Below are 534 nucleotides of genomic sequence, written 5' to 3'. Positions count from 1 at the left end.
TTGGCGGGCGAAGCCTTGGTCTCGGCGAAGGCCCAGTCGATCCACTGCGTCAGCAGTTCGACGTCCTTTGCTTCCACAGTGGCGCCGCACCAGATGCGCAGGCCGGCCGGCGCATCGCGGTAGTAGGCGAAGTCGTAACCGGCGCCTTCCTTCTCGACGGCGGCGACAAGCTTCTTGGCGAAATCCGCCTGCGCATCGGCGGAGAGTGCCGTGATCGCCGGGTCAATCACCTTCAGACACACCGAGGTGTTGGAGCGGATCGCCGGATCGGCCGCAAGGAAGTCCACCCACGGGGTCTTCGCCTTCCAGTCGGCGAGCACCTTGGTGTTGGCGTCGGCACGCGCGATCAGCGCCTCGAGGCCGCCGATCGACTTGGCCCAGTTCAGCGCATCGAGATAGTCCTCGACGCAGAGCATCGACGGTGTGTTGATCGTCTCGCCTTCGAAGATGCCGGCGTTGAGCTTGCCGCCCTTGGTCATGCGGAAGATCTTCGGCAGCGGCCACGGCGGCGTGTAGCTTTCGAGGCGTGCAACG

General features: G+C 65.0%; 1 protein-coding gene. It reads right to left on the bottom strand.

Translation table 11 applies throughout. The annotated features are described in order from the left end of the window. On the bottom strand, positions 1-534 hold a 534-nt coding region (locus D1614_RS28785), incomplete at both ends, for a PLP-dependent aminotransferase family protein (protein ID WP_206610208.1).

The organism is Maribellus luteus (genome assembly GCF_003576475.1).
GTDB classification, from domain to species: domain Bacteria; phylum Bacteroidota; class Bacteroidia; order Bacteroidales; family Prolixibacteraceae; genus Draconibacterium; species Draconibacterium luteum.
The sequence above is the reverse complement of the archived record's forward strand: the minus strand, read 5'-3'. Positions and strand labels throughout refer to the sequence as shown.